At 56.7% G+C, this 12701-nt stretch carries 11 protein-coding genes; 2 read left to right on the forward strand and 9 right to left on the reverse strand.

The features are described 5' to 3' along the window. Positions 1–19: 19 nt before the first annotated feature. Positions 20–1177, reverse strand: a complete 1158-nt coding sequence (locus tag ACJJID_RS15575; protein WP_444920269.1) for an imelysin family protein — start codon at positions 1175–1177, stop codon at positions 20–22. 82 nt (positions 1178–1259) lie between these two features. Beyond that, complete coding sequence (locus ACJJID_RS15580) at positions 1260–1925, reverse strand: HAD family hydrolase (RefSeq protein WP_444920270.1); 666 nt, start codon at positions 1923–1925, stop codon at positions 1260–1262. Between the two features lie 339 nt (positions 1926–2264). Here ACJJID_RS15580 and ACJJID_RS15585 point away from each other — a divergent pair, with 339 nt between their 5' ends. After that, entirely contained in the window at positions 2265–2771 is a 507-nt protein-coding gene (locus ACJJID_RS15585; protein WP_172975506.1) for an RNA pyrophosphohydrolase, read from the forward strand. 89 nt (positions 2772–2860) lie between these two features. After that, positions 2861–5125, forward strand: a complete 2265-nt coding sequence (gene ptsP / locus ACJJID_RS15590; protein WP_444920271.1) for a phosphoenolpyruvate--protein phosphotransferase — start codon at positions 2861–2863, stop codon at positions 5123–5125. Between the two features lie 66 nt (positions 5126–5191). On the opposite strand, the gene gcvH is transcribed toward ptsP, so the two are convergent. From gcvH to ubiH, 7 genes are all read right to left on the reverse strand, one after another. After that, a complete protein-coding gene (gene gcvH, locus ACJJID_RS15595; RefSeq protein ID WP_152455352.1) occupies positions 5192–5578 on the reverse strand; it encodes a glycine cleavage system protein GcvH in 387 nt (128 codons plus the stop codon). 67 nt (positions 5579–5645) lie between these two features. Next, positions 5646–6734, reverse strand: coding sequence for a glycine cleavage system aminomethyltransferase GcvT (gene gcvT, locus ACJJID_RS15600; protein WP_444920272.1), 1089 nt, complete (start codon positions 6732–6734; stop codon positions 5646–5648). A gap of 204 nt (positions 6735–6938) precedes the next feature. Further along, complete coding sequence (locus tag ACJJID_RS15605) at positions 6939–8072, reverse strand: CNNM domain-containing protein (RefSeq protein WP_444920273.1); 1134 nt, start codon at positions 8070–8072, stop codon at positions 6939–6941. Between the two features lie 169 nt (positions 8073–8241). Then, positions 8242–8970 carry an MBL fold metallo-hydrolase gene (locus ACJJID_RS15610; protein ID WP_444920274.1) on the reverse strand — a complete coding sequence of 243 codons (729 nt, stop codon included), beginning with the start codon at positions 8968–8970 and terminating at the stop codon, positions 8242–8244. A gap of 63 nt (positions 8971–9033) precedes the next feature. Next, positions 9034–9999, reverse strand: coding sequence for a rhomboid family intramembrane serine protease (locus ACJJID_RS15615; RefSeq protein WP_444920275.1), 966 nt, complete (start codon positions 9997–9999; stop codon positions 9034–9036). Positions 10000–10118: 119 nt separating this feature from the next. Then, positions 10119–11354, reverse strand: a complete 1236-nt coding sequence (locus tag ACJJID_RS15620) for a UbiH/UbiF/VisC/COQ6 family ubiquinone biosynthesis hydroxylase (RefSeq protein WP_444920276.1) — start codon at positions 11352–11354, stop codon at positions 10119–10121. Between the two features lie 92 nt (positions 11355–11446). Beyond that, positions 11447–12688 carry a 2-octaprenyl-6-methoxyphenyl hydroxylase gene (gene ubiH, locus ACJJID_RS15625; RefSeq protein WP_444920277.1) on the reverse strand — a complete coding sequence of 414 codons (1242 nt, stop codon included), beginning with the start codon at positions 12686–12688 and terminating at the stop codon, positions 11447–11449. Between the last annotated feature and the right edge of the window lie 13 nt (positions 12689–12701).

Consider the following 12701-nt stretch of genomic DNA (forward strand, 5'->3'; position numbering starts at 1 on the left):
CCGGGGTTTTTCGTATAAATCAGTCTTCCGTTGCCGGTAGCGAAACCGGCATCACGTCCTTTTTCGATACCGGCACCTCTGTGGTACCGGTCATTAAACCCGCCATCCGCTCCAGTAATTTGCGCGCCTTCGCCAATTGCCCCAGCTCCGCCAGCTCGAACGGATCTTCCATCTTCAAGAGCAGGGCTTCAAAGTCCGAAAAGGTCTCCTCCAGAGCATTGACCTGGTGTCGGTCGAGTAACACTTCCGCCAAACCGCCACCCCCGGTGGGAATCCAGTTGGACTGCAGGGTTGCCATAATTGCCAGCAGGGCCTGCTTGGAATCCGCCGCGCGACCACTTTCCACGTCGCTCTCGGAACCCTCGGGAAGACGGCGCAAAAGCTGCTCATCGATAACCTGGGTATGCGCCGAGCGAATCTGTTGCAATCGAGCTACCGGGCCCAGCGCCAGGTACTCGCGGGACAGGTTGTTGGCCGAAGTGGGCCAGCGGCGCGCCAGTCCAGCCATATCCTCTTCAATACCCTTGGCGATCAGGCTAGTCAGCTCGCGGCGGCGGTTGGCAGCCAGGGCCTCGGGCTTCTCACCCTCACTGACCGCGACAAAGTCTTCCGCCATTCTCTCGCTGGTGGGGCCCCAGAGCATTACTTCGAGCGCATGAAAACCAGTGCTCGCCTCTTCATGTGCGGTGAGGCGGTGTTGTTTGCGCAGATTTGCCAGAGTCAGTTCAATCGCGGTGTCATTGACGATGCCGCTATCGGAATAACCGGGCACGGTGTCCAGATAACCGGGCTGGGCGGGCCAGCTATCCAGTGCCAACAGCAGCTTGCGCCCCTGACCGCGCAGGTCTGAGGGAGAAAAAGCCAGCTGAATATAGGGCAGAGTTGCCGCGAACTCTCGGTGCGCATCCAGCCAGGCGAGCCTGGCCTCCTCCAATTGATCTTCATTGGGCTGTACCAGCAGAGCTTCCACCGCCCTCTGCAGGGTTTCCACTGAAGCATGAGCATGTAACACCTGGGCCTGCCCCGCCTGCCAAATTGCCAGGGAGAGATCCGAGGCCGCCTTTTCATCAACCTGCTGAGTCACCGGGGCCCGCTGTTCTTCCTTCAGTGGCTGAGGGGTTCTCTGTTCACAGCCATTTATGAAAGCCAGTACGCACAGCAGCAGGGCTGTGGTCATAGTCCGAAGGCAATATCCTTTCACTCAATTCCTCTTTTCATCTGTTCCAAGGCCGCAGTTTTCATTTGGCCAAAACCTTCATTCAGCCCTGATCGCGCAGGCTGATAATCGGCCAACCTCGCGCTTGGGCCTCGGCGCGTAAGCGGGCATCGGGGTCGACCGCTACCGGGTGTTCGACCTCGGTCAGCAGTGGCAAATCGTTGATGGAGTCGCTGTAAAACCATTTCTCTCTGCCCGCGAACTCGGGGTTTTGCCCCAGCCATTGGCGCAGACGCAACACCTTGCCGGCCTGGTAACAGGGCTCTCCCACAACGCGACCAGTAAAATGGCCCTCATATTCCTCAGGCTCAGTCGCCAGCAGGGTATCCACTCCCAGGCGTGCGGCAATCGGCTCCACCACAAAGCGATTGGTGGCGGTAATAATCATGATGTGGTGGCCCTTGCGGCGGTGTTCCCCAATAAGTTCGTGTGCCGCCGGCAGCCACAACTCGCTGATCACCTCCTGCATAAACTCACTTTGCAAGTTTTCCAGCTGACCGCGGGAGATTTGCGACAGGGGCTCCAGAGCGAACTCCAGGTAGGCAAAGATATCCAACTCACCCTTCTGGTAATCCTGATAAAAGCGATCGTTGCTCAAGCGGTAGTGTTCGCTATCCACATGCTCTCGCTCCACCAGGAATTCACCCCAGGCGTGATCGCTGTCGCCGCCAATAAGCGTGTTGTCGAGATCAAAAATTGCCAAGTGCATCGCCAACTCCCCCGTAAACTATAGATTCGCAAAGGCTATTTCACCGCCAGGGTAAAGCAACCACCGCTACAGTGGCGGTCGATTTTACCGCGCACTTTCCCACATCACACGGACTGCGTCACTGAATTGCTGTAAACCCACCTCTGTGGAACAATGCGGGACAAGTAAGTGCAGCGCACGGCAGCACACAACAGTATTGAGGACGGTATTTTGGGCGACGGCAAACCGGCACCTGCCGGGCGAAGAAACCGCCGTAGGCCTGCCAAGCAGTCAAATCGCACCGACACCCCCAGCGGCAGCAATCGCAACCGGGGACAGGGTGGCGACAACAGCAGCAATATAGACGCAGAGGGTTTCCGCCCCAATGTCGGTATCATTGTGCTGAATGCCCGCGGTCAGGCACTGTGGGCTAGGCGGGTAGGTGGCAAGGACGCCTGGCAATTTCCCCAGGGTGGTATTAATCCAGGCGAAACTCCTGAACAGGCACTATATAGGGAGCTATACGAAGAAATCGGACTTACACGCGATCAGGTCAGCCTTATTGCCTGTACTCGTGGCTGGCTGCGCTATCGCCTGCCACAGCGCCTAATACGCCGGCGCTCTGAACCCCTTTGCATCGGCCAGAAACAAAAGTGGTTTTTACTAAAACTAGAGGCCGAAGAGTCCTGCATCAGCTTTGATAATGGCTATAAGCCCGAGTTTGACCACTGGCGTTGGGTGAGCTATTGGCACCCGCTCAGTAAGGTGGTGACTTTTAAACGCGAGGTTTACCGGCGCGCGTTGGCCGAGCTGGCCCAACAACAAATTCAGCTGGAGAGACGCTGGTTGCGCGATCGGGGCGAATAACCCCTAAGTGCCCGCTGCGCTCCGGTACCACCCGGCTTCAGGCTTTCCTGAGCCAGTAATATTCTCCGTTGACTGGCGAGGAAAGGCCATTGCTCGGATCTTTGCGCAGTATCGTTCAGGAAGTTAACTCCGCCAGGGACCTGCCTGCGGTGCTTGAGATCATTGTGCGGCGCGTGCGCGAAGTGATGCACACACGCGTCTGCTCCGTATATCTGCGCGACAAGGAAACCGGCAATTACGTCCTGATGGCCACCGACGGCCTGCTTCCCAGCGCCGTGGGGCAAGTATCCCTGGCACCGGGAGAGGGCCTGGTAGGCAACGTAGTAACACGCGAAGAGCCTATCAACCTGGAAAAGGCCGAAGCGCACCCCGCCTTCCAATATTTTCCCTCCACTGGCGAAGAGCGCTTTAGCGCATTTCTCGGCACACCGATTATCCACCACCGCGCGGTGCTCGGTGTCTTGGTCGTCCAGCAGGAGGAGCAGCGCCGCTTTGACGAAGGGGAAGAGGCGTTTTTGGTTACCCTTTCGGCCCAGCTTGCCGGAGTCATTGCCCATGCCGAGGCCACCGGCATGCTGGCCACCATCCGCCGTCAGCGCCAGGAAACCCATTTTTCTGGTATCGCTGCGTCCCCCGGCGTTGCAATCGGACGCGCCCATATCGTGACCCCCCAGGCCAATCTGGCCACGGTGCCCTACTCCCTGTGCCTCGATATCGAAGAGGAATTAATCCTTTTCCGACAGGCACTCACTTCCGCCAGGGAAGAGATCCGCGAGGTGGGCGAACGTCTCAAGGACGAGCTCAACCGCGAAGAGCGCGCGCTCTTCGATGCCTATATCAGCATGCTCGACGATAACTCTCTCGCCGTCGAAGTTTGTGATCGCATCCAGCAGCAGCTGAGCGCACCCAGGGCCTGGGCCGAGGTCATGCTCGAACATGTGCGCCGCTTTGAGGCCATGTCCGACTCCTATTTCCGCGACCGCGCCGCCGATGTCCGCGACTTAGGTGCGCGAGTCCTTATGCACTTGCACCAGCAACAAAACAGCGAGCGCGACTACCCGGATAACACCATTTTGGTGGGAGAGGAACTCACCGCCGCGGTGTTGGCCGAGGTGCCGCGAGAGAAACTGATCGGGGCTGTTTCTGTAAAGGGTTCCTCCAACAGCCATATGGCCATCATCGCCCGAGCCATGGGGCTGCCGGCAATCATGGGTGTGCAGGATCTGCCCTATGAGACTATCGACGGCGTCGATATGGTGGTGGACGGCTACCGCGGTGACCTGCATATCCATCCCGGCACTGAACTTAAGCGCCGTTACGATGAGATAGTCGCAGAGGAGGAGCAACTCGCCCACAGTCTGGATCATCTGGCCGAACTGCCTGCTGAGACCGCTGATGGGCACCGTGTGCGGCTGCTGGTCAATACCGGGCTGATGGCCGATGTCACTCGCTCTCTCGAGCGCGGTGCCGAAGGCGTCGGCCTATTCCGCACCGAAGTCCCCTTTCTCTTGCGCGACCGTTTTCCCTCCGAAGAGGAACAGCGGGAAATCTACCGGGAACAATTGGAAGCCTTCGCCCCCATGCCAGTCACCATGCGCACCCTCGATGTGGGCGGCGACAAAGCACTGGCGTACTTTCCCATTGAGGAGACCAACCCTTTCCTTGGCTGGCGCGGTATTCGCGTAACCCTAGACCACCCGGAAATCTTCCTGGCACAGGTCCGCGCCATGATGAAGGCCAGCCAGGGGCTCGACAACTTGCGCATCATGCTTCCAATGATCAGCGGACTCAATGAACTCGAAGCCGCACGCAAACTGATTGAGCGGGCCTACCGGGAACTCCTGGAGGAAGATTATGAAATTGAGATGCCACCGCTCGGGGTCATGGTGGAGGTACCCTCGGCCATCTACCAAATTCGCGAACTGGCCGAGCGGGCCGACTTTATCTCGGTGGGCAGCAACGACCTGACCCAGTACCTACTGGCTGTGGATCGCAATAACAGTCGCGTTGCCAATATTTACCACGCCCTGCATCCCGCAGTATTGCGCGCCCTGCAGGAGATTGTCAGTACCGCACACGCCGAGGGCACCAGAGTCGGCATCTGTGGAGAACTGGCCGGAGAGCCAGGCGGCGCCTTACTGTTGGTGGCCATGGGCTACGACATGCTTTCAATGAACGCCACCAATCTACCGCGGGTAAAGGCAACCTTGCGTGCGGTACGCCAGGCGGACACCAAGTTACTTCTGCAACAGGTGATCCAGATGCAGTGTGCAGAAGAAATCGAACACACTGTGGGCGCGTTTCTGCATAAGATCGGCCTGAAAGGCATTCTTCACCCGGTGAGCGCCGAATAACTTCCCACCAAAAACAAAAAACCGCTGCGAATGGCAGCGGTTTTTTTACTCATCGAGCTTGAGGAATTAGTCCTCAGACTCCGAGCGATAGGTATCGGCATCCAGCATATTATCCAGCTCGCTCACATCGCTGGGCTTAATGCGGAAGAACCAGCCATCGTCGTAAGGAGAGGAGTTTACGGTTTCTGGAGACTCTTCCAGAGTTTCATTCACCTCTACGACCTCACCGGATACCGGGGAGTAGATATCGCTGGCAGCCTTAACAGACTCAACCACACCGGCTTCGTCGCCGGCAGCCAAAGTGCTGCCTACTTCAGGCGTTTCAACATAGACCACGTCACCCAGTGCGTCCTGGGCATGGTCACTGATGCCGATAGTAACAGTGCCGTCCTCTTCCAATCGCGCCCACTCGTGGCTGGAGAGGTATTTCAATTCGTTGCGGATTTCGCTCATGCTGTGATCCCTTGATTAAGCATCTGAATATATTGTCTTAATGGCGCCTACACCTTTGGTGCGACGCTTAAATAACCGATTTGCCGTTGCGCACAAAGCAGGGCTTAACCACCTTGACCGGCTGCAGTTTCTTGCGGATTTCCACTTCGGCGGTATCGCCGACACTGGCCGGTACCCGCGCCAGGGCGATGGAGTAACCCAGGGTTGGCGAGAAGGTTCCGCTGGTGATGATACCGCGCTCGTCGCTACCGTCTACCATCACATACTGCCCGCCGCGCAGGACGCCGCGCTCCTCCAGAACCAGGCCGACCAGCTTATGTTCGATGCCCTTGGCCTTCTCTTCTTCCAGTGCCGCACGGCCGATAAAGTTGCGGCTCTCCGGCGCCCAAGCGACAGTCCAGGCCATATTGGCGATGAGAGGAGAGGTCTCCTCGTCCATTTCATGGCCGTAAAGATTCATACCCGCCTCAAGGCGCAGAGTATCGCGTGCGCCCAGGCCGCAAGGTGCAACACCGGCCTCGTCCAAAGCGCGCCAGAAACCGCTGGCGTCTTCGCCGGGCAGCATAATTTCCAGGCCGTCCTCGCCGGTGTAACCAGTACGCGCCACAAACCATTCGCCGCGGGCCACGCTCTGGAACACTTTCAACGCATCGATCGCTGCAGTCCAGTCGATGCCAAGAACTTCTTTGGTCTTGCTGAGGGCATTGGGACCTTGAATGGCAATCATCGCCAACTGGGGGCGCTCGGTGAGCGTCACCTCAAAAGATTCCGCCTGCTTATTCATCCAGGCCAGATCTTTCTCACGGGTTGCGCAGTTCACTACTACTCGGTAACCGGGATCGCGCAGATATACGATCAGGTCGTCGATGACACCGCCCTTTTCATTCAGCATGCCGGTGTAAAGTGCCTTGCCGGGATTGCCGTCGAGCTTGGCCACATCGTTGGCCAGCAGGTAACGCAGGTAGTCGCGGGCACCCGCGCCATCGACATCGACCACGGTCATGTGGGAGACATCAAACATCCCCGCATCGGTGCGCACCTTATTGTGCTCATCCAGCTGCGAACCATAGTGCAGCGGCATATCCCATCCACCGAAATCCACCATTTTGCCGCCCATAGCGACATGTGTGTCATACAGAGGCGTTCTGTTTCCCATTTTAAATTCTCAGTCCGTCAGGTTCCGAAGCGGCGTATTCTAGCGGCTTGGGTACAGGCCTTGCCAGCGGGCTATGCACTGCGACATATCTGCACAGAAGCCTAGCAGCCACCGGAATCAAAACCTGTGCAGCATGCCGGTGACCGTCAAAGATTCCGCCGGGGCTAGCGGCGGTATAAAAGTGCGACCCAGGAAGCGCTGAATTCACTCCTCGCGCCCCTGTCGACCTTCGCGGCCTTCCTCCCCTTCTCCAGCTTCCTCTGTATCCTGCTCCTGCTGGGCCGACTCATCCACCTTGAGCCCATGCCTCTTTGAGCGCCAGCGCCACAGGCGTTTGGCCAACTCCTGGCGATCGGGGGTTTTATCCGCTTCATCGACAATCTCCTCGCCGAGCAATGTCTCGAGAAGATCTTCCAGGGTGAGTACCCCCTCCAAGCCGCCATATTCATCCAACACCGCACTGATCTGTACCCGACGCGACAGCATTTTCTGGAACGCCTGATAGATGGTCGCCGTCTCCGGCAACATCAGCATTTCGCGGCGAAACTCAGAAAGTTTGCGATCGCCCTCCCCTTTGGCGTAGGCGAGCAGAAGTTCCTGCTTGAGCACAAAACCCACCACGCAGTCCTGATCGCGGTTTTCATATACCGGGATACGGGAAAAGCGCCCCCTCTCTGCCTCTTCGTAAACCTCGGCCAGGGTGGCATCTTCAGGCAGGGAGAAAACTACGGTGCGCGGCGTCATCACCTCGCGCACCGAGTGATCGCGCAAGGTAAAAAACAGGTTGCGCAGAATGCTGGACTCGCGCTGCTCCAGCTGACCCTCGGCCTCCCCGATCTCCGCCATAATCGCAAACTCATCGCGGCTGAAGCCCGTGAGGGTGGGGCCGTGCGATAAGCCCCGTGTCAGCCACTCGGACATCTTCACGAAGGGATAGAGGAACCACACCAGTCCGCGCAGCGCATAAGCGGTAAATGGAGCCAGTTGGCGCCAGTAAACCGCCCCCAGGGTCTTAGGAATAATTTCGGAGAAAACCAAAATCAATAACGTGAGGATTGCGGAGGCAATGCCCAGATACTGATTGCCGAAAACCGCTGCGGCCTGGGCACCGGCGCCAGCGGCACCCGCGGTATGGGCAATGGTATTCAGGGTAAGAATCGCAGCCAGGGGCGCATTAATGTCCCCCTTTAGCTTGCGCAGCAGAGGTCCCGCCTTATGCCCTTCCCGCTCAAGCAGCCTCACATAGGGCGTGGTGACACTGAGAATGACCGACTCGGCAATCGAACACAAAAAGGAAAAGCCGAGAGCGATAAAAATATAGGTAATTAAGAGAAACATATGTCCCTGGTTACAGCAGAATTAGAGCTGAATTCTTGCGCACTGTCGGTGAGACAACAAGTCTAAAATCAGGTAATAGTCCCAAACAAAAATCTATCTGGATGCGTGAAATCTGAGCGGACTCCAGTTTTATTAAGTTGCGGGAAGAGTAAGCTTTATAAGAAAAGGGTTATCCCACTTTCCCTTCACCCAATATCCGCTCTGCGTAGCGTCTCACCTCCCGTGCTGGCAGAGGCCCTCCATGCCCCAGGTAAAAGGTCTCGTGCCCCTTATCGAGCAAATGAAGTAACTGCCTGGCGACTTCCACAGGGTTTTCCTCAAAAGGAGGCTGGCGCGCCCTGCCGGTCAGCATAATGCCACCGAGGAAGATTCCCGAAGCCACCAGGTCACCAACCAGTGCGCGCTTGACGCTGAGGGTGATAGATATAGAGCCTTGGGTATGACCCGGTGTTGAGAAAACAACACCGCTTATTCCGAATTCAGAAAGGTCAAAAACCTCCTGGTCTTTAAGCAGAATATCCGGAGTAAATTGATCGTAGGGGCGCAGCGGCATTCCCGATTTCAGCAGCAACCGGCCAAACCAGCCGGTAGCACAATAGGTCATCGCCTTTTCCTGCTGAAAATAGGCCAGGTCTCCCCGATGGGCAAGGATTGGAGCGGCACATAATTGCTGCAGTTTTCCGGCACTGCCAGCGTGATCTGCATGTGCATGGGTAACAACAATCAGATCAATATCTTTAAAGGAGAGCCCCAGCCGCGACAGAGATCGTCCTATTTTTTCCTCGGAGCCAGGCACCCCGGAGTCCACCAATATTTTGCTGTCTGAGCCTAAAATCAGGTGGGCATTAATCATGCCCAGGGGAAATATTGGTATTCGTACAATATCCAACTGTTCCATTGAGGCTCACCATCCTCGCAAGATCCAAGCTATCCCAGGAATATCTGAATCATTTCGAAATGCCTAGGTTGGGGCAAATCTCCGGGCGCCTCCCAGGGCACAGTACACAAGGGCAATTATCAGACCACTGAGTAGCCCGCCAATATGGCCCGCATTAGAAATCGCCACCCCAAATAGCAAAGTCACAATACCCAGGATTCCCACTAGTATCCAAGCCAAAAATACGATGGAGATCTCTATTGGTATATCCCGCCAAAGAGGCTGGAAGCGCTGTAAAACCAGAGCGAAACCCACCAGGGCATATATGACGCCGGATATACCTCCGAACTTTACTCCAGGCTGCCAAAAATACTGGGCCAGGTTGGAGGCGAGGGCACCGAGTAATACCAGCACGATAAATAAAAAACTTCCTCCGCGAGCCTCTATTGGCCTGCCGAGAATCCAGATGCCCAGGGCATTAAACAGCGCGTGGGGCAGGGAAAAATGCACAATTGCCGGAGTGAATAATCGCCACCACTGCCCCTGCCCTAAATGCCAAGCCAGTGAGGATTCTGAAAAAGTGTCCCCACCGCCCTGATCGGGATAAATCATCAGACCACTGCTTAAATTATTTACCTGCAGAAACCAGCCAAAAAAACACAGGGCTATCAACAAAAGACTGATGGGAGTCGTATCCAGGGGAAAGCTCGGTAATACAGATACTGCATCGCCATTTTTTTTATTGGGATTACCTTCAGTATCACCAGCCTGGGAGTCAGTTGCTGCCGCAGAGACCTGTGTTGCTTCGCTAACGGGCACCCCGTCTTCAATCCGCTGCATTTGCACTTGATCGAGATCCAGCTCTCCAGAATCCCAGCGTTGCAATAGAGGCTTAAGCATTTCCGCCAAACCTGCATCCGGGCAGAGTAGTAGCTGCTGATTTTTTTCCTCGGTGATACGTAGAGGTAATTGGTAGCGCTGAATAAACCGCGCAAGCGCACCGAGATCCTTGGATAGAGGGAAGCTATAAATAGAAATCCACTGACTCAATTCGGGAAACCTTTATTGGCAACTATTTCCGGCTATTTCAGATATGTGTTGCGGGCTTTATTTTTATGGCCATCGGTCAATTTCAAGCTGAGCGATGGGCAATTTAAGGTAAGTCCACACTAAACCGCCATAGCGCGCATGATGATACGTTTCTTTAACATGGGGCTGGCGTCCACCATGCTCAAGCCGGTATTGCGCAACCAGCGCCAATGCAGCTCGCCGGCACCGAACAAGGATTTGAAGGTGCTCATGGCCTTCAATGTAGCGGCATTGTCGCCACGGCGGCGGCGCTCGTAACGCGCCAAGACCGAGGCGTGTGCCGGTTCCAAACCGCGGGACAGTGCGCGGTCTATTTCATCGGTGAGGACACGCACATCCTGGAAGCCCAGGTTTACCCCCTGCCCCGCCAGTGGGTGAATGCTGTGAGCGGCATCTCCAACCAGCACCGCGCCGGGCCCGCGATAGCGCTCTGCATGTCGCGCACGTAAGGGGAAGGAGAAACGTTCACTGACGGACTCCACTTTGCCGAGGCGACCCTCAATAGCCTTTTCAAGATTGAGGGCAAATGCCTGGTCGTCCAACATGAGCAGTTCGCTTGCGAGAGCATTATCCGCCGACCAGACCACAGCGCAGTGGTTATCATCGCCAAGGCCAGCCAGGGGTAAGAAGGCCAGGGGGCCGCTTTGCATGAACCGCTGCCAGGCAGTGTGTCGATGGGACTTCTCACAGCGGGCCACACAGACCAGGGCGGTCTGGTGATAATCGGTTTCCTGGCAACGGATACGCAATAAATCGCGGACCTTGGAGCGGGCGCCATCTGCACCGATCAGCAGGCGAGTTTGCACGATTTCTGCCTGCTCCCGCAGACCTTCGACCCCGTCGGACTGCTCACCGCGCGGCTGTAAGTGCCAGAGACCACAATCGCGCCACCAGCTTTCCAGGCGAAAGCCATTAACCAGCTCTACATTGGGTAACGCCCCAAGCCGCGCGCGCAGGGCGGCGACGATAATATTGTTCTCGACGATGTGTCCTAAATTGGGTAACTGCACATCGCGGCTATTGAAGCGCACCGAGCCCGTACCATCGGCATCCCAAACCCGCATTTCCACATAGGGGCAGGCTCGTTGCGCGGAGATTTCTTCCCAGGCTCCAACCTCTTCGAGTAGTTCACGAGACGCCTGAGTAAGTGCCACAACCCGCGGCTCATAATTATCGGACAGCTGCACTGTGCTCTCGGGAGAGGCCTCCAACAGCGCCAGGCGCATCTTCGGATGGCGCACAGCGAGTAGTGCAGCCTGAGCCATACCCACCATTCCCGCACCGACGATGGCAAAATCCAAACGGTGTCTATTCATATCTAGCCATTTCCACTGTTATGCCCAACTTAGTGCCAATCCCGATAATGAAGGCCATGAAGTAAAAGTACCCAACCATTTCAGGTCCAGAACTAAAGCCCAAACCCTGCGGCCTGTCCGGCAAACTGCTGTCGCAGTGGCGGTACCAGTGTAAGACCAAGCATCCCCATTTGACGCACCACTTGTTGAAAAGAGTTGGCCGAGGAAAACAATGCCGGAATCCGGTCACTGAAACCCACTGTTAACTGCTGGTCGAGCCTGCGGTTTTCCCCATAGGCTGCCAGGCACTCCAACTGCCCCACGGTGCCGGACTCTACCTGCGGTCGCGCCAGTGCCTGGGCCAGGGCATAGCAATCGCGCAGGGTCAGATTGAATCCCTGACCCGCCACCGGGTGCAGGAAGTGTGCGCAATTACCCAACAGCACTAGATTGCGCCGCCACTGCTCACGGGCCAGAGACAGACTGAGCGGGTAGCCCTGTAAGGCACCCGTCCTGACAAATCGACCGGCGCGCCATCCAAATTGCTGCTGCAGTCGTTTTAAGCGCTCCTGTTCAGGCAGTGCACAGACCGCATCCGCCTCCTCTTCGGCACAGGCCCAAACCAACGCAGCGCGGTGTACCCCCTCACGCCGGGGCAGAGGCAACAGCGCCATCGGACCTGCGGGGGTGAAACGCTCATAGGCAACGCCATCGTGGTCCCGCTGTAGAGCAACAGTAGTGACCAATGCCCGCTGCTGGTAATTTACTGTGTCAATTTCCATCCCCAGCTGTTTGCAAAGAGATGAATCCACTCCATCGGCGACGACCAGAAGGCCACAGTTCAGTAACTGTTCGGAGCCGCCATCCGCGCCGGTCCAGCACAAGTGAGCGCCTTCACTATCCATGCGCACCGAAGTTACCCGGGCTGGAGAGAGAAGCCTGACCGGGGTGTCATTCAAAGCATTGTGCAGGATGGGCCCCAGAGCCGCATTTTCGATGACAGCCCCTAGCATCCCGGCAAAGCTGGCCTGCTTCTGAGCGCCAGCCGAGAGAGCGGTACCAAAGGCATGGCCCCGGTCACTCACCTGGATACGTCTTATTGGCGCGCTGTATTCCTGCAGGGCAGGCCATAGACCCAGCTGCTGGAAAAGCTGCAAGCTACCAGCAGCAATCGCGGTGGCTCGGGTATCAAAGCTGGGTAATTGCACGCTGGCAGAGGCATCGGGCAGAGATCTCTGTTCCAGCAACCGGACACTGAGGTGAGGGCAATAATGTGCCAGCATCAGTGCCAGGCTGGCCCCAGCCATGCCGCCACCGACAATAGCCACATCCACCCGCTCTAGCCGCTCACTCATAAAAGTCTCCCCC

The organism is Microbulbifer sp. CnH-101-G (genome assembly GCF_052466775.1).